Annotated in this window: 12 protein-coding genes and 1 tRNA gene; 6 read left to right on the forward strand and 7 right to left on the reverse strand. The window is 39.6% G+C overall.

Annotated features, from left to right (window positions below):
• Nucleotides 1-49 precede the first annotated feature (49 nt).
• Complete coding sequence (locus ASG01_RS12590; RefSeq protein WP_055864136.1) at nt 50-997, forward strand: transketolase family protein; 948 nt, start codon at nt 50-52, stop codon at nt 995-997.
• 69 nt (nt 998-1,066) lie between these two features.
• Here the strand turns inward: ASG01_RS12590 and ASG01_RS12595 are convergent, their stop codons facing one another.
• From ASG01_RS12595 to ASG01_RS12605, 3 genes are all read right to left on the reverse strand, one after another.
• Nucleotides 1,067-1,456 carry a hypothetical protein gene (locus ASG01_RS12595; RefSeq protein WP_055864138.1) on the reverse strand — a complete coding sequence of 130 codons (390 nt, stop codon included), beginning with the start codon at nt 1,454-1,456 and terminating at the stop codon, nt 1,067-1,069.
• Between the two features lie 61 nt (nt 1,457-1,517).
• Nucleotides 1,518-1,988: an Lrp/AsnC family transcriptional regulator gene (locus ASG01_RS12600; protein WP_055864140.1), complete on the reverse strand. Its 471-nt coding sequence runs from the start codon at nt 1,986-1,988 to the stop codon at nt 1,518-1,520.
• Between the two features lie 134 nt (nt 1,989-2,122).
• Nucleotides 2,123-6,886 (reverse strand): hypothetical protein, encoded by a 4,764-nt coding sequence (locus ASG01_RS12605; protein WP_055864142.1) that lies wholly within the window; start codon nt 6,884-6,886, stop codon nt 2,123-2,125.
• A gap of 4 nt (nt 6,887-6,890) precedes the next feature.
• Between ASG01_RS12605 and tsaD the strand changes: the two genes are divergently transcribed.
• From tsaD to ASG01_RS12620, 3 genes are read left to right on the forward strand one after another with little or no spacing between them, the layout of a single operon-like run.
• Entirely contained in the window at nt 6,891-7,907 is a 1,017-nt protein-coding gene (gene tsaD / locus ASG01_RS12610) for a tRNA (adenosine(37)-N6)-threonylcarbamoyltransferase complex transferase subunit TsaD (RefSeq protein WP_055864145.1), read from the forward strand.
• On the forward strand, nt 7,907-8,317 hold the full coding sequence (locus ASG01_RS12615) for a hypothetical protein (protein ID WP_055864147.1): 411 nt from the start codon (nt 7,907-7,909) through the stop codon (nt 8,315-8,317). The genes tsaD and ASG01_RS12615 overlap by 1 nt, the downstream gene beginning before the upstream one ends.
• 39 nt (nt 8,318-8,356) lie before the next feature.
• On the forward strand, nt 8,357-9,055 hold the full coding sequence (locus ASG01_RS12620; protein ID WP_055864149.1) for an RsmE family RNA methyltransferase: 699 nt from the start codon (nt 8,357-8,359) through the stop codon (nt 9,053-9,055).
• Here ASG01_RS12620 and ASG01_RS12625 read toward each other — a convergent pair.
• On the reverse strand, nt 9,052-9,720 hold the full coding sequence (locus ASG01_RS12625; protein WP_055864150.1) for a TrmH family RNA methyltransferase: 669 nt from the start codon (nt 9,718-9,720) through the stop codon (nt 9,052-9,054). The two genes, ASG01_RS12620 and ASG01_RS12625, sit on opposite strands and share 4 nt — an antisense overlap.
• A gap of 336 nt (nt 9,721-10,056) precedes the next feature.
• Between ASG01_RS12625 and ASG01_RS12630 the strand changes: the two genes are divergently transcribed.
• Nucleotides 10,057-11,079, forward strand: a complete 1,023-nt coding sequence (locus tag ASG01_RS12630) for an asparaginase (protein WP_055864308.1) — start codon at nt 10,057-10,059, stop codon at nt 11,077-11,079.
• Between the two features lie 52 nt (nt 11,080-11,131).
• A tRNA-Ser gene (locus tag ASG01_RS12635) sits at nt 11,132-11,218 on the forward strand.
• Nucleotides 11,219-11,286: 68 nt separating this feature from the next.
• Here the strand turns inward: ASG01_RS12635 and ASG01_RS12640 are convergent.
• The 3 genes from ASG01_RS12640 to ASG01_RS12650 all read right to left on the reverse strand — a co-directional run bounded on the left by ASG01_RS12640 (nt 11,287) and on the right by ASG01_RS12650 (nt 16,748).
• Nucleotides 11,287-11,973, reverse strand: a complete 687-nt coding sequence (locus ASG01_RS12640; protein WP_055864153.1) for a hypothetical protein — start codon at nt 11,971-11,973, stop codon at nt 11,287-11,289.
• A 154-nt stretch (nt 11,974-12,127) separates the two neighbouring features.
• A complete protein-coding gene (locus ASG01_RS12645; RefSeq protein WP_055864155.1) occupies nt 12,128-13,570 on the reverse strand; it encodes a TolC family protein in 1,443 nt (480 codons plus the stop codon).
• A complete protein-coding gene (locus tag ASG01_RS12650; RefSeq protein WP_055864158.1) occupies nt 13,557-16,748 on the reverse strand; it encodes an efflux RND transporter permease subunit in 3,192 nt (1,063 codons plus the stop codon). The genes ASG01_RS12645 and ASG01_RS12650 overlap by 14 nt, the downstream gene beginning before the upstream one ends.
• Between the last annotated feature and the right edge of the window lie 6 nt (nt 16,749-16,754).

Below are 16,754 nucleotides of genomic sequence, written 5' to 3' on the forward strand. Positions count from 1 at the left end.
ATAAATATCTGATAGCAAGTAATTTTAAATTTTAATTGTAAAGTAAATAATGAAATATACATATACAGAAAAAAAAGATACACGTTCAGGATTCGGCGCCGGATTGGCTGAGCTTGCCGATACAAACCCAAACGTTGTAGCACTTTGTGCGGATCTTATCGGTTCTTTAAAGATGGAAAAATTCATCGAAAAAGCACCAGAGAGATTTTACCAAACCGGTATTGCCGAAGCCAATATGATGGGTCTTGCAGCAGGTTTGAGCATTACAGGAAAGATTCCTTTCACCGGAACTTTTGCTAATTTTTCTACATCAAGAGTGTATGATCAGATCCGTCAGTCGATTGCGTATTCGGATAAGAATGTGAAAATCTGTGCTTCGCACGCTGGTCTTACCTTGGGTGAAGACGGCGCTACACATCAGGTTTTGGAAGATATCGGAATGATGAAAATGCTTCCTGGGATGACCGTAATCAATCCGTGCGATTATAACCAGACAAAAGCGGCTACTTTGGCTATTGCAGATTTCCATGGGCCTGTGTATCTGCGTTTTGGTCGACCTGTAGTTCCTGTTTTTATTCCGGAAGATATGCCTTTCGAGATCGGAAAAGGAATTTTGCTTCAGGAAGGAACGGACGTAACGATCGTAGCAACCGGACATTTGGTTTGGGAATCTCTTTTAGCAGCTGACGCGCTTGAGAAAGAAGGAATTTCTTGCGAAGTGATCAACATTCATACAATCAAACCTTTGGACGAAGAAATCATTTTAAAATCAGTTGAGAAAACAGGTAAAATTGTGACGGCTGAAGAACACAATTATCTTGGTGGATTGGGCGAATCTGTTGCAGGAATGCTTGCGAGAAGAAGACCGACCAGACAGGAATTTGTTGCCGTAAATGATACTTTTGGAGAATCTGCAACGCCGGCTGAACTGATGAAAAAGTATAAAATTGATTCTGATGCTGTACAGGAAGCAGTTAAGAGAATTTTAGATAAATAATCTGTAAGTTCTTATAAAATAAAGGCATCCTCTTTTCGGGGATGCTTTTTTTATTTAAGTCTAAAAATTTTACCTGAAAAACTTCCATTTTGGAATAATCGCCAACATACCAAATCCTGTAAAAAGAAAAAGATTGGTCACATCAGAATACAGAAAAGTCGACAGATAATAATTGTGCATGAAAAAATGCAGCACCAAAGCAATTGGGAAAAGAAAAATTCCGATTTTACGGTAAAAGTAGATCAATACAATCCCAGCAATCATCAACGCGTCAACACTGAAAATAAAGTAAAAATATCCCGACGGAATATTCAGCGTTTCGTGCTGAAGATATTCATCAAAATCAAGTCCTACTCCCATCAAAGTGAAGAGCAGGAGCGATAACAGCGCAAGAATAAACCCCAGACCTTTCTTCGGATCTTCATCAAAATAGCTGTATTCTTTATATTCCTTTTCCATACTGCAAAAATAAAGAACTTACGAAAATCATAAGTTCTTTAACTGTTTATTTTAAAATAAATTAAATCGAGATTGCGTTGATCAATCTATTTTTGTCGCTTAAAAACTCTTCCATAGAAATCATACTTTCAGTTCTCATTACATCCTGAATGTCGTCGATCTGATAAATAATTCTCTTGGCATCGTTTGTATTTTTCGCGCGTACTTTACAGAAAATGTTGTACTTCCCTGAAATTACACTCGCCTCAACTACGTTTGGAAGTGTTCCCAGTTCTTTTAAAACCTCCTGTGTACGGTTTGATTTAGTCAAAAGAATACCAATAAAAGCGGTAAAATGATAGTCTAATTTTCCGTAATCAATGTTTAATGATGATCCCAAAATAATACCGGCATCTTCCATCTTCTTCACTCTCACGTGTATTGTACCTGCAGAAACATCCATTTGTTTTGCAATTTCAGTGAAAGGCATTCTGGTATTTTCTACTAAGAAATCCAGAATCTTCTTGTCTATTTCGTCTAATTGATAGTTCATATAATTATTATTATGCAATTCATAAAAAATCCGTAAATTTTTTACAAATCTAAAAAAAATTATTAAACTAAAAAAATTATATTAAATATTAACTATTATTAACATATATGATTAATATCATTACAACATTCAGACTATTTGGCATCAGACCTTACAGAATCCGTTTTTGCCGGCTCTTTTGAAACGTCTGTTTTTTTATCTTTTCTTTTTCTTTTAAACAGTGAATTAAAACTTTTGCTATAAACAATACCTGCTCCATATGCCTGATTTGCAGAACCGTTTGTGCCTACCGTTCCAACTCCCAGACCGATGTTTGTCGGTTTCGAATATCCTCTCAGAACGAGTGTACCGTCATTTTTCTTTGATAAATCGTATTCTACCGATCCTTCTCCCGATACAAAATTCTGCTGCGTACCTTCGGTTCTCGTTAAAGGAATTCCCAATCCGGTCTTGACGGTAATCTTGGGCGAAAGGTCGAAACTAACGCCAGCATTGGCTCTGTCGCCGGTATTGGAGAACTGATCTCCTCTTACATAGTTCAAATCAATTTGAAATTCGCTGCTCATCGTATTGAAAACCGAACCCAACTGTTTTAATAAAAGGTTGTATCCTGAAGATTCGGCAACGCCAACGGCATCGAAATCTACTCCGCCACTATTCGAAACATTGAAACTGTTTAATAAAAGTACGGAACCGAACTGCAACACGTTTTCCCCTTCAGTTTGATTTAATTTTGCTGCTAAAGTTTCTTTAACCTGACTGGAAACATCTAGCGCTGTGACGTTTAGATCAATTTTCGGATCGCTCAGGGTATTGGAAATATTTGCCTGAAGCAAAACGCTCACCGGCTGAAGCTGCCCGATATTTAAATATTCACCGACGTTTGAAACCATTCTTACATAATTGGCTTTAATATCCAGCGCGGGTGTCATCGCATCTCCATCCCACCGAATACTGCTGTTTCGCTGGATCTGAAACGTACGGTTAAGAATTGCTTTTGAGACAAAAGTTCCGCTGTCGACCATATAACTTCCATTAAGCGCAATATTTCCCTGTCGGCTCATCTGGAATCTCAGATCTTCTGCAACACCTTTTACGCTGATATTTCCGACATCATCACCCACCAAAACATTCACCGTTGTGCCTTTATCTACCGCCAGGCTGAAATCAAGATTCATATTGGCGCCTTTTTTCTTCTGCTCTTCAAGCGTCACCAAACCGTCTTTTCCTTCTTTCAGGAAACGCAGCATTTTAAATTCCTCCACACCCGATGTTGAGCTTGAATTAAAAGTAAACGTACTTCCATTCAAAGCTTTCATATTTGGTGTTGAAAGACTCAGTCCCGAAACCGGACCATCAATATATAAATCGCCCTGGCCGTAAACGCGACCCCAGAATAGATCATAATCCGCCTGCGTTGTGCTCAACATCAGAAGATTATCGGCACGCATTACAAGATTGACACCCATTGAGGACAGCGTTTCAAACTGAATCGCACCTGAAATATTTCCTTTAGAATTTGACCGGCCGTCATGTACACCAATGTTATTTAAAATCGCCAGACCTCGTGAAAGAGGAATGACCGTATCATCAAAAGAATAATCAACTCCGGTAAAAAGCAGTTTTAAACCGAACTGCTTCAGCGAAATATCGCCATTGTAGTCGAGATTTTTCATTGTACCGCTGATTTTCAGATCGCCGGTTGCTTTTCCACGCATATTACCAAAAACACTCTGCACAAACTGCTGCGTAAATGCAATATCAAAATCACGGAGTTCAGCTGTCAGATCAATCGTCGGCGTCGAGGTATTGTTGTTTACTGTTCCGGTAAGATTTAAATTATTATTCCCGATGACACCGGCGGAAGTCACTTTTACCTCAACATCATAAACATTGAGCGAAAAACTGTTAGTGGCAGAAATTGTGAGATCGCCCATGTCGTTTCCGTTCATCATAATATCGTCTACGGTAAGATCAACGAGTGGCTGAAGTGTATTCTTATCCATTTTGATCTTCAGATTTCCATTAGCCAGACCTTTGATCTGCATCGGATTTCCGCCAGACTGCATTTCCAGAAGTTTTTCTATGGCTAAATCTTTTACCTCAGCGTCAAGATAAAAATCTTTTGCCGATTTAAAAGTTGATTCGTTAATTGTAAGCGAACTGCTGTCAGAGTAAATTCTTAGATTTTTTATCTCAAAATCTGATGTTTTTTTACGGTAAATTATCTGATGATCGAGTTCGGGACTTGTGTCGACTGTCCATTTCACATCATTAAAAGAAACTTCCGTCGGCTCAAACCTGAATACAAAATCTCCCGCAGCATTGCTGCTTTGGTTCAGATTTATCGCATAGCTTTTCAGATTGTCATCCAGCTCATCTTCCGCACTACCGTGTTTGAATGTTGTTGCAATTTTGAGCGCGGTATTATTGTCATTCTTCCCTGTAAGCTGTACATCTTTAAGGATATTTTTATTGTAATTGATTCTTCCGATTTTCGCTAAAATCTGCTCATCGAGATTGGCGGTATTAATGCGAACCATCAGACTGTCAATCATGGCACTGTCGCGAATCACTTCCCTACTATTGATTTTATAAGCAGGATTTGCGCTGGCCAACGCTTTGTCTGCATCAGTGATTTCCTGCTCTTTCGTCATCACATATTTCAGCGATGCCGCATCCAGGTTAAGAATTAGATTATTTGAATTGCCGTCATACGATCCTTCAACCGTTGCGCCTTGAGGAAGTTTTAAATCCGGTAAAAAATAATTAACCAAACCCTGCTGTACATCAAAATTCATTGTAAAGCTCTGACCTCTATACAATGTTCTTGGCGGCGGGCCGACTAAAATTTTACTCAATCCGTTCTGTACCATATTGGCCAAATCAGCCAGATTATACTTGCCTGAAATCTTCCCGCTTACAGCGCCGGGAGCTATGACATCAATGGTTCTTTTGCCACCTTCTATAAAAGTTTTAAGCTTCGCAGACGGAATCGTGTATTTTTGAGTTGCCGTTGCAAAATTCAGATTGCTTGCATCAACATCCAGCGTCAAATCATTCAGCGTAGTCATCGCCAGTTTTCCGTTCACTTCGCCGCTTACGATCTGCTTGTCGCTTTTACCGGTGAAGTAGCTCATATTTAAATAAGAAACATTTGCATTGACGTCAGCTGAAATCCGCGATGTACTGAAATCAATCAGGCCTTTTACCGTTGCTTTTGCCTGCTCGTCATTTACGACGATCAAACCGTTGTATTTTTTATGATCAAGCAAACCGTCGAGCGTAATGTTGTTGATTTCTTTATTCATAATTGCGATGCTGGAAATCTGAGATTTCGTACTCAGCCGCATCGTATTGACATCGAAACTCTGCCCGTTCAGATTAAATTTACCTGAGATCAAACCGACTGCTTTATTTTTAGTGATCACCGAAGTATTCAGATCTTTTACTTCGGCATAGCCGACATATTTTGGAAGCGCAGTGCTGTAATCGGTTAAAGAAAAATCAGAAATTTTTGCCTGCCCAATTCCGGTCATCAGATTTCCTGATTTTACATAAACCTGCTTTGGTGTCACTCTTGCGGTACCGTTGTATTTTAATTTACCAAAATCATCCGCGAAGTTTTTCATTTTTGATGCGATAAAAGTCGGCATCATTTTTTTCAAATCTTTATACGTAAAATCGGCGGATAGACTGTTGGTTTCGATGTTAAAATTACCTTTAAGAAGATTGGTCATGCTCATCTTTCTGGTGGCAATATTCACGTCCGGATTTCTGATCAGGAAATTGTCTAGCGTAAATTTATTGAGCGGCCCATTCATCTTCCCCGAAATATTGAAAGGAATATAATTGTTCCAGTTGGTCACAAAATAGCTGATGTCGTAACCGCTGAGCTGACTTCCCAGCGCGAGATCCATATCCCAGCGCACGCGATCTGCAAAATCGGTCCATTTTCCATCATTCAGATTAAATTTAATATTTCCCTGAAGCAAAGAATGATCAGTGTTCAGCGTAAGATCTTTCAGAAATAGAAAATCTTTATTCATCGTAAGCTCCGTCGAAAAAGTTTCCACAAAATGCGATTTTCCCCAACGTTTGGTGACAAACGAGAAATTATTTATTTGGGCAAAAACATTAATGCCTTCTACTTTCACCTGCGGTGCACGGAGATTGACGTTGGTTGCTGTCAGCCATTTTCCTTTTTCGCCTGGAGAATTGAGATTAACGATAGAAACTTTAGAATCAATTAAATTCAATCGCGAATTAAGCTGAAAAGGCGGTTTATTCGGATCACTTTTTTTACCGCTATTGAACAAGTTGGTAAATCTGATGAAGTTTGAAATACTGTCGCCTTTATAGGTAATAACTTTAATGTCCGCATTTTTCAGCGTAAGACCGTTAAAACTTAGCGAGTTGTTTTTTTTGATATTTCCGGCAAGAGAAAGCCAGTCAGAATTGGCAATAAATTCTTTTACTTTAATGAATTCCAGACCTTTGTAGTCTTTTATTTTTAAACCTTTAATGGTAACGTCTCCGAAAAAATCCACTTCTACACTTTCGGTAGACATCTCCGCTTTGAAATCGCGGTTGACAATCTGAAGTGCCTGATCTGCGGCCCATCGTTTCGTAACAGGCAAATTAATGGCGATAAAAACCAAAACCACGATTGAGAGAACCGTCCAGAAAAGAATCAGCAGAAGTTTTGCCCACCAGGAATAGCTGGTGATATCTTTTGCGGCTTGCTTGCCAAATTCCTGCGCAGTATCTATCGGATGATTTATTGCATCTGAAGCAAGCTCAGAAGCTTCCTGCACCGTCTTTTGCACCTGATCTCCCAGATTCTTGGCGACCGATTTTTTATCTTCGTTCTCGTTATTATTCTCTAACTTTGCCATTACTATGAGTGACTCTATAATTTTAGGTATCGAGTCGTCGTGTGACGACACATCGGCAGCCATCATTAAAGGAAATTGTATTCTCTCAAACATCGCTGCCAACCAGGAAATTCACAAAGAATATGGTGGCGTGGTTCCCGAGCTTGCTTCAAGAGCGCATCAGCAGAACATCATCCCTGTTGTACAAAAATCCTTAACCAAAGCAAATATACAACAAAATGACATCGCTGCCATAGGATTTACGCGTGGTCCTGGTCTTTTGGGATCGCTTCTCGTAGGAACCTCTTTTGCTAAATCTCTGGCCATGAGCCTTAATGTTCCGCTAATCGAAGTAAACCATCTTCAGGCGCATATTCTTGCTCATTTTATCGACGATGCAAATCCTGAGCCGCCAACATTTCCGTTCCTTTGCCTCACAGTAAGTGGCGGTCACACGATGATTGTTTTGGTAAAAGATTATTTTGAAATGGAAATCATTGGAAAATCGATCGATGATGCTGCAGGCGAGGCTTTTGATAAAATCGGAAAAATAATGGATCTTGATTATCCTGCAGGACCGATTATCGACAGGCTTTCGAAAGACGGAGATCCCAACGCTTTTACATTTAATAAACCAAGGCTCGAAAGTTATGATTATTCTTTCAGCGGTATAAAAACATCGGTTCTGTATTTTATTCAGAAAGAAGTAAAGAAAAACCCGGATTTTATTAAAGAAAACCTCAATGATCTTTGTGCATCCGTGCAGAAAACCATCATTGATATTTTAATGATCAAACTGGAAAAAACTGCAAAAGATTTAAACATAAAAAATGTCGCCATTGCCGGTGGCGTTTCAGCAAATTCTGCACTGAGAAAAGCAATGCAGGATAATGAGAAGAAATTCGGATGGAATATTTTCATCCCAAAATTTGAATATACGACCGATAATGCGGCTATGATCGCAATGGTCGCAAAACTGAAGTTTGAGCGTAGTGAATTTACCGATTTGCGAACGACCGCAACTTCAAAATATGATTTGTAATGAAAATTTTACTGGAAGAAAAAGTGCTGGGAAAGCAGTCGAAAAAAAACTCAAAATACTACTGGGTTCTGGAAACCATCACCGGAAAAAATGAAGTTTCTGAAAATTCTGAGGACGAAGATTATCAGATGATCTGCGCCGACGAAGGCTATATTCAGAATATAAAAGAGGAAATTATCTCGACCATAAACGGTGAAAATGTTTTCAGTTTTGAATATGAGCCGAAAGAAGGCGATTTTCTATCAATCAAAAACAATCTCAGAAAAAACGAATATCTCTATCTGATTTTCATGAATAATGTCTGGATTGAAGAAATTTATGCGTGTTCGTACCGCGACTGCGAAGGCGATATTTACGAAACCATCAAAACCGGCGTTGCCTTTTTGAGCGATAACGAAATTTCTTTTTAAGTTTTAATAAGTTTGAAAAGATTTTAAATAAATTTTTAGATGAAACTTTTTTTTGGCCAAATAAACGGCGAAACGGCGATTATTAATGATGAAGAGCAGCAGCACATCATCAAAGTGTTGCGGATGAAAAATGGCGAAGATATTCATGTGACCGATGGCAAAGGAAATCTCGCTTTTGGAAAGCTGAGTATTGAAGGCAAAAAAGCCAATATTGAAGTTTTAGAATTGAAAACTGACACTCCGGATTTCAGTCCGAAACTTCACATCGCGATCGCTCCGACAAAAAATATTGACCGCATCGAGTTTTTTGTAGAAAAAGCCGTAGAAATGGGGATTTCAGAGATCACAATTCTCCAGACAGAAAAAACCGAGCGCAAAAATATCAACATCGACAAAATCAGAAAACAAGCTGTTGCCGCGTCTAAGCAAAGTCTGCGGTTTCATTTTCCAGTCATTAATGATTTGATTAAATTACCCGAATTTCTAAAAAATATCAATCCAGAAAATACTTTCGTGGCACACTGTAACGAAAATTTAGAAAGAATCAATTTGAATGAAATTCCAAAACTGGAAAATTATACTTTTCTGATTGGTCCGGAAGGCGATTTTTCTGATAAAGAAATTATGTTTCTATCCGAAAAAGGCATTAAAGCTGTATCGCTTGGAAATCAGCGCTTAAGAACGGAAACAGCCGGCGTTTTTGTCGCAGCCTGGAATTATAGTAAGATGATTTTTTAGAAACTCAGCTGATGATCGCGCAGATATTTATCCAAAATCTGCTCACCGCTTTTTATCGAATTTACCGCCCAGCGAATCTTCATTTTTAAAAGCTTTTCGTCATCAAGTTTGTAGCCGATTCCTGATTTTATCAGCTTTTGCTTTAAATCGTACAAACAGATCGAAGCTGCCACAGAAACATTAAAACTTCTTGTAAAACCATGCATTGGAATTGCCAGCGCTTCATCTGCAAAATCTAAAATTTCCTGGCTTACACCTTCTTTTTCCGTACCGAAAACGAGCGCCATAGGTTTTGTAATTTCGTAATCTGGCAACATTTTCGCATTTACTTCCAGCGAAACTGCAACGATTTTATATCCTCGGTCCCGAATTTTCTGCAAAGAATCCAGATTGCGTGGCATTTTTTCGACTTCTACCCAAGTGTCGGCACCTTTGGTGACTTTTAAATTGGGTTCAAAATTATTTTCTTCCTGAAGCGCCACAACTTTGTGAAAAGCAAATGCTTCCGCAGACCTCATAATCGCCGCGGCATTCCGGAACTGGTACACATCTTCTAAAACCGGAAGCACAAAATCTGAACTTTCGACCGAGTAATGTTCGATTTTAGAAAAGCGCTCGTCGCTCAGAAACTGCCGTAGATAGTCATAAATCTGCTGATCTTTCATGCGACAAAAATACTGATTTTAAAGGCGGTTGTTAATGGAATTATTAGATGAATAATTAAATTTAGACGCGAGCGAAGCGAGCGCCAAAAAGTGTTGAAAGGTTTTCTGTTTTTCAATTTCCTAAAAGTAATTAAAAAAACAAACTTTATGAAAAGACAGAAATGTGATCCAGCTTATAGAACTTCTTTTTGAGGAGCGAAGCGGAGCAAGAAAGTAAAAGTGGAAGATATAAATGAGAGAAAAGCGAACGCTTTTATCGAAATTTACGAAAGCAGTTCATGGCGCCCAAAAAATATCAGCCTTGCCGTTTTCTTTAAAAAATGTAATTTTGACCGCATGAAGCGAAAAGTATTGTTGATCTACACCGGCGGGACCATTGGGATGGAAAAAGATTACGAAACCGGAAGCCTTCGTGCTTTCGATTTCGGAAACATTTTTGAGAAAATGCCGGAGATGAATCTGATGGAATGTGAGGTTTTTGTGCATTCTTTCACCGTTCCGATGGATTCTTCTGATATGGGACCGATGGAATGGAAAATGATTGCCGAACTGATCTTTGAAAATTATAAAAAGTACGACGGATTTCTGATTCTGCATGGGACGGACACGATGTCGTATTCGGCATCAGCATTGAGTTTTATGCTGAAAGGCTTACAAAAACCGGTAATTTTCACTGGTTCTCAGCTTCCAATTGGCGATCTGCGGACGGATGCAAAAGAAAATCTTCTGACAAGTCTTTATTACGCCAGCCTCTATGAAAATGATGAAGCTGTTGTACAGGAAGTGGCGATTTATTTTGAGTACAAACTTTTCCGTGGAAACCGTACGTTGAAGTATTCTGCGGAGTATTTTGACGCATACGACAGTCCGAATTTCCCGATTTTAGGACAATCTGGAGTTCATTTAAAAATTGAAAAAGAACATTTATTCCGTCCAGATTCTGGGCTGGAGTTTTCTATTGATACACATATTTCTGAGGAAGTTTTGTTCTGGCGAATTTTCCCGGGTATGAAACTGAGTTTTCTGGAAAATCTTTCAGAAGTAAAAGTTCTGATTTTGCAGGTTTTCGGTTCGGGAACGATCTTCAGCACGAATGAAACTTTAGAAATTTTAAAAAAGATCCGCGAAAAGGGAATTGAAATTGTCGTTGTAAGTCAGTGTATTTCTGGCGGAATTTCTTTCGGAAAATACGAAAACAGCAATGTTTTCGGGAAAATCGGATCAATAAGTGGAAGAGATATTACCGCCGAATCAGCAATTACCAAAGCAATGCATCTTACCGGAAACAAAAATTACACTTCAAGCTTTGCCGAAAGCTTCACGAAAAATATTTGCGGCGAAATTAGCGTCGATTTATAAATCGGGGTCTTGGATATTCCGCAAAAAAGTCTATTTTTGCAGTCTTCAATTTAGAGAGGTGTCCGAGTGGTTGAAGGAGCTACCCTGGAAAGGTAGTATGCGGGTAACTGTATCGAGGGTTCGAATCCCTTCCTCTCTGCAAAAAAAAGCCAGATCTCAAATCTGACTTTTTCAGTAAAAATTATATTCAATTTTAAATAAGAATCCTTAGTTGAGAACCGTTAGGTAATTTCGGTTTTGCAGATGAACTTTTATCAGCGATTTAGATTTCAGTTCGCAATACAGACTTTCTTCAAAAGCATTCATTGACTGCATTTTAAAGTCGATAAAATCAGCAATTTTAGCTGCAGATGAATAGAAACTTCTATACAGACTGATATCTACCGTATTTCCGAATTTTGGTAAAAAAGCGTGTAAAAATGGTAAGGTTTTTTGATGTTTATGAAAATCGATACAAAATCCATTTGACTCTTTCATCGTAATGATATCGCGATCGTTAATGTAATCCAGAATACTTTCATTCTCTTTCATCGTAACATCATTTTTCTGGAAGTACAGATGAATTTTATCCAAAACGACCTGTGCATATTCCATCATCGTAATAGTTCTCACCTCAGAAACAATAGGAATTTTCGTTTTCGTCGTTCCGTTTTCGTTAAATGCAATCCCAAAATTTCCGCTGTTTGCAAAAAAGCAGTTTTTTACTTCTATAAAATCATTGATTTGTAAAGCGTCAGTTTTGTCATTGTATGAAATGTATGGCTTGTATAAGTCAGAAATGTTTTTTAAAAAATCCTGTTCAGAGGTATTATAATGTTCTTCAAACCACTGCTCCAAAAGATTGTAGTAGTTTTTTTCAAATTCTGTATAACTTAAATAAAATGGTGTTTTCATAGCTTTAAATTTTGTTACCCCAAAGCTATCGTTGTAATGCGACAAAACTTGACGTGTTATTTTACTATTAATTAATAAATAATAAAAAACTGTACCAAAAAAAATAAGCAGCTCTATAAAAGAGCTGTTTAACATAATTTTATGGTATACGAATCTATTTCCAGCCGCCGCCAAGACCTTTATAGATATCGACTATCGTTGTCAGCTGTTTCTGCTTCGCTTCAATAAGTTCCATTTTTGCATCCAATGCATCGCGCTGATTCAATAAAACTTCGATGTAATCTGCACGTGAATTTCGGAAAAGCTGGTTTGCAATATCAATTGACTGATCCAAAGCTTTAGATTCCTGCGATTTCAACTCGTAATATTTATCAATATTTTTCACCTTCGACATCAGATTGGCAATATCCAGATACGCATTCAAAATTGTTTTATCATATTCATACAAAGCCTGAATCTGCTTCGCATCGGCGGTTGCAAAATTTGCTTTGATCGCACTTTTATTGATCAGCGGACCGGCGAGTTCTCCGGCAAGATTATAGGCAATCGACTCTGGAAGTTTTACTAAATATGAAGGTTTAAAAGCTTCCAAACCTAAAGTCGCAGAAATTTCCAGATTTGGATAAAACTCTTTTCTCGCTGCTTCAACATCTAATTTTGCTGATTTTAATTCAAATTCTGCCTCCTTAATGTCAGGTCTGTTAGAAAGCAGCTGCGCGGGAATTCCCGTGTAAACGGTTTGCGGAATCATTGCCATGAAACTTTCTTTCGTACGCACAATCGGCTGCGGATATCGGCCACAAAGCGCATTAATCTCGTTTTCTTTCTCGGTTATTTCCTGACGAACCGTGTATTCTCTCGCTTTTGACTTCGCCAGTTCAGCTTCAAACTTTTTCACAGCAAGTTCTGTCGCAGCTGCTGCCTGTTTCTGAATTCTTGAAATATCTAAGGCTTTCTGCTGCAGCGTCGTATATTGCTGAATAATGTCAAGCTCATTATCAAGCGCCAAAAGTTCGTAATAATTATTAGCTACTTCTTCAATAAGGTTGGTCAGAACAAAATTTTTCCCTTCCACCGTCGACAGATAATGCGCTACGGCAGCATCTTTCTCATTTCTGAGTTTTTTCCAGATGTCGATTTCCCAGTTTGCAGTCAAACCACCACCAAAATTCATCAGAGGATCCGGGATAGGTTTTCCTGGTTCAATATCGGTCGTTGCATCGCCGGCACCTTCGCTGGTATATCTTCCGGGTTTATTAACGCCGGTTCCCAATCCTGCACGAACTTCAGGTGAAAGTTTTCCTTTTTTAGCAATCACTCCGCTGCGGGCAATTTCAATATCCTGTAGCGTGATCATTAAATCCTGATTGTTTTTTAATGAAGTTTCGATTAAAACTACCAGATTCGGATCGGTAAAAAACTGTCTCCAGGGCGTTGTCCCCGAATTGTTATTGGCATCCGCATCATTTTCCTGTGTGAAATTCTGCGGAACATTTTCTTTCACTTCGTCTTTGATCACCGTTGCCATCGGCGCTTTGCAGCTTGCCAAAGCCAGGGAAACGGCTGCAGCAGCTAAAAATTTACTATAAATCTTCATGTTTATCATCGTGTTGGTAAGGTTCTGTTTGTTCTGTAAGCGGGTTTTCCTCTTCGTACTTTGAAAGTCTCGATTTCTCTGCAATTCTTCCGAAAATATAATACAAGCCAGGAATGATCATCAGACCGAAAACGGTTCCGATTAACATACCGCCGGCCGCTGCGGTTCCGATGGTACGGTTTCCTGTTGCGCCCGGACCGGTTGCAATTACCAAAGGAATCAACCCTGCGATGAATGCAAATGAAGTCATCAAAATCGGTCTGAAACGGATGGAGGCACCTTCAATCGCAGCCTTTGCGACAGAAACTCCTTCAGCCTTCCTCTGCACGGCAAACTCAATAATCAAAACGGCATTTTTACCTAGAAGACCGATGAGCATTACCATCGCTACCTGCGCGTAAATATTATTTTCTAAGCCTAAAAGTTTCAGACATAAAAACGCTCCGAAAATCCCGGTTGGCAGCGATAAAATCACAGGTAAAGGCAAAATGAAACTTTCATACTGCGCCGAAAGGATCAGATAAACGAATCCCAGACACACAAGGAAAATAAAGACTGCTTCGTTTCCGCGGCTTACTTCATCTTTAGAAATCCCGGCCCAGTCAATACCAAAACCTCTCGGTAATGTTTTATCTGCAACTTCCTGAATGGCTTTAATAGCCTGACCCGAACTGTAACCCGGCGCTGGTGTTCCGCTCACCTCAGAAGAATTGTACATATTGTGACGGGTGATTTCCGAGAGACCATACACTTTTTCCATGTGCATAAAATCTGAATACGGTACCATTTCGTCTTTATCATTTTTCACATAAAGCTTCATCAAATCACTCGGCAACGCGCGATATTGTGGGCCAGCCTGAACGATTACCTTATACGGCCTGTCGAAACGGATGAAACTGGTTTCGTAGTTTGAACCGATTAAAGTCGAAAGGTTATCCATCGCTTTTTCGATGGTAACGCCTTTCTGCTCGGCCAGATCATTATCAACTTTAAGCATATACTGCGGGAAACTCGCCGAGTAAAATGTAAATGCAGAGCCGAGTTCAGGACGTTTTTTAAGTTCGCGGACAAAATCTGTACTCACTTTTTCCATTTTCTGATAATCGCCGCTTCCCGCTTTATCCAAAAGCCGGAGCTCAAAACCACCTGCGGCTCCATAACCCGGAATTGACGGCGGCTGGAAGAATTCGATATTCGCACCCGGAATATTTTTGGCTTTCTGTTCCAGTTTTTCAATGATCTCAGCCGCAGACTCTTTTCGGTCGCTCCAGTCTTTAAGGTTGATAAGACACGTTCCCGAGTTTGATCCTGTACCTTCGGTAAGAATTTCGTAACCTGCAAGCGAAGAAACTGACTGTACGCCATCGATGTCTTCAGATTCTCTCAGAAGTTCTTTTGCAATCTGATTTGTTCTTTCTAAAGTCGAGCCTGGCGGCGTCTGAATAATCGCGTAAATCATTCCCTGATCTTCACTCGGAATGAAACCTGACGGAATGCTGTTGCTTAAGAAAAATGCGCCAGCACAGAATAGAGCAAGCAAAGGCAGCGTGACCATTTTTCGTGTTACTGTTTTATTCAGCAAACGCTCGTATTTTCCCTGTCCTTTATTAAAAAGTGCATTAAATTTATCAAGGAAAACAGTAATCGGCGTTTTCTTTTTTGGTTTTCCGTGGGTGTTTTTTAAAATTAAAGCACATAAAGCCGGCGTTAAAGTTAAAGCAACAACTCCGGAAAGCATGATCGAGGAAACCATAGTGATCGAAAACTGACGGTAAAAAACGCCCACCGGACCAGACATAAATGCCACCGGAATAAATACCGCTGCCATTACCAAAGTAATCGCGATAATTGCACCGCTGATCTCGTGCATCGCTTCCTCAGTGGCTTTTAACGGAGAAAGATTTTTCTCTTCCATCTTCGCGTGGACAGCTTCAATCACCACAATCGCGTCATCGACGACGACCCCAATTGCCATGACCAAGGCAAAAAGCGAAATCATATTTAAAGTAATCCCAAATGCCGACATGATAGCAAAAGTTCCTACCAAAGAAACCGGAACAGCCAGCGCAGGAATTAAGGTTGATCGCCAGTCGCCAAGGAAAAGGAAAACCACGATCGCTACGAGAATAAATGCCTCAAATAAAGTGTGCACTACTTTTTCGATCGATGCATCTAAGAATCGCGAAACATCATAACTGATGTCGTAATGCATTCCTTTCGGAAAATTATTTTTCTCCAGATCAGCCATCAGCGCCTTTACGTTTTTGATAACATCGCTGGCGTTTGAGCCGTAGGACTGCTTTACCGTAATCGCGGCAGAAGGTTTTCCGTTTAGTGTAGAATAAATATCGTACATCGAACTTCCAAACTCGATATCTGCAACATCTTTCAGACGTACAAATTCGCCATCAGGTTTAGATTTAAGGATGATATTTCCGTAATCTTTTTCGTTGTTGTAACGACCGGGATATTTAAGAATATATTCGAAGGACTGCGATCTTTTCCCCGAACTTTCACCCGTTTTTCCCGGCGAAGCTTCCAAACTCTGCTCGTTTAAAGATTCCATCACTTCGTCTGCTGAAATATCATAAGCCGTCATGCGGTCAGGTTTCAGCCAGATTCTCATCGCATATTCACGTGTTCCCAAAATATCGGCAAAACCAACTCCACCGACACGGCGAAGTTCAGACATCACGTTGATATCCGCATAGTTAAAAAGAAATTTCTGGTCAGCCTTCGGATCGTCACTGTACAAATTGATGTACATTAACATATTCGGTTCTTCACGCGTGATTTTTACACCTTCACGCACGACAAGCGGCGGAAGTTTATTTACAACAGACGAAACTCTGTTTTGAACATTTACTGCTGCTACATTCGGATCTGTTCCCAAATCAAAAACCACCTGAATAGATGCTTCACCATCATTACCGGCATCCGAAGTCATATACTTCATTCCAGGCAAACCGTTTAATCCTCTTTCCAGAGGAATCACTACCGATTTGATGAGCAACTCGTTATTTGCTCCCGGATAATCGGCGGTGATATTTACTTTCGGTGGTGAGATCGCAGGAAACTGCGTTACGGGCAATTTTACCAGCGATAAAATGCCGAGAAAAACAATAATCAGCGAGATTACAATCGACAGAACGGGTCTGCGTATAAATTTTTTAAACATAATCTA

The organism is Chryseobacterium sp. Leaf180 (genome assembly GCF_001424585.1).
In the GTDB taxonomy this organism is placed as follows: Bacteria; Bacteroidota; Bacteroidia; order Flavobacteriales; family Weeksellaceae; genus Chryseobacterium.

Excerpts from the sequence above, each read along its gene's own strand:
- ASG01_RS12620 (WP_055864149.1), top strand. The coding sequence starts at position 8,357 with ATGAAACTTTTTTTTGGCCAAATAAACGGCGAAACGGCGATTATTAAT.
- ASG01_RS12605 (WP_055864142.1), bottom strand. The coding sequence starts at position 6,886 with ATGGCAAAGTTAGAGAATAATAACGAGAACGAAGATAAAAAATCGGTC.
- ASG01_RS12645 (WP_055864155.1), bottom strand. The coding sequence starts at position 13,570 with ATGAAGATTTATAGTAAATTTTTAGCTGCTGCAGCCGTTTCCCTGGCT.
- ASG01_RS12650 (WP_055864158.1), bottom strand. The coding sequence starts at position 16,748 with ATGTTTAAAAAATTTATACGCAGACCCGTTCTGTCGATTGTAATCTCG.
- ASG01_RS12640 (WP_055864153.1), bottom strand. The coding sequence starts at position 11,973 with ATGAAAACACCATTTTATTTAAGTTATACAGAATTTGAAAAAAACTAC.
- ASG01_RS12590 (WP_055864136.1), top strand. The coding sequence starts at position 50 with ATGAAATATACATATACAGAAAAAAAAGATACACGTTCAGGATTCGGC.
- ASG01_RS12615 (WP_055864147.1), top strand. The coding sequence starts at position 7,907 with ATGAAAATTTTACTGGAAGAAAAAGTGCTGGGAAAGCAGTCGAAAAAA.
- tsaD (WP_055864145.1), top strand. The coding sequence starts at position 6,891 with ATGAGTGACTCTATAATTTTAGGTATCGAGTCGTCGTGTGACGACACA.
- ASG01_RS12630 (WP_055864308.1), top strand. The coding sequence starts at position 10,057 with ATGAAGCGAAAAGTATTGTTGATCTACACCGGCGGGACCATTGGGATG.
- ASG01_RS12595 (WP_055864138.1), bottom strand. The coding sequence starts at position 1,456 with ATGGAAAAGGAATATAAAGAATACAGCTATTTTGATGAAGATCCGAAG.
- ASG01_RS12600 (WP_055864140.1), bottom strand. The coding sequence starts at position 1,988 with ATGAACTATCAATTAGACGAAATAGACAAGAAGATTCTGGATTTCTTA.
- ASG01_RS12625 (WP_055864150.1), bottom strand. The coding sequence starts at position 9,720 with ATGAAAGATCAGCAGATTTATGACTATCTACGGCAGTTTCTGAGCGAC.